Raw genomic sequence first — 207 nt, forward strand, 5'->3', positions numbered from 1 at the left:
GCACCCGTAGCTCAGCTGGATAGAGTACCCGGCTACGAACCGGGCGGTCAGAGGTTCGAATCCTCTCGGGTGCACCATCTTATCACCTTATTTCAAAACTGATTTCCGGTAACAGAATTAGTATGCGATGCACCCGTAGCTCAGCTGGATAGAGTACCCGGCTACGAACCGGGCGGTCAGAGGTTCGAATCCTCTCGGGTGCACCAT

At 54.6% G+C, this 207-nt stretch carries 2 tRNA genes; both read left to right on the forward strand.

Features of this window, described 5'->3' with window-relative positions:
• Positions 1-77 (forward strand) — tRNA-Arg (locus GN208_RS18030).
• A gap of 52 nt (positions 78-129) precedes the next feature.
• Positions 130-206 (forward strand) — tRNA-Arg (locus tag GN208_RS18035).
• Position 207: the final 1 nt, after the last annotated feature.

It is taken from the genome of Morganella sp. HSTU-ASny43 (assembly GCF_022819185.1).
In the GTDB taxonomy this organism is placed as follows: domain Bacteria; phylum Pseudomonadota; class Gammaproteobacteria; order Enterobacterales; family Enterobacteriaceae; genus Morganella; species Morganella morganii.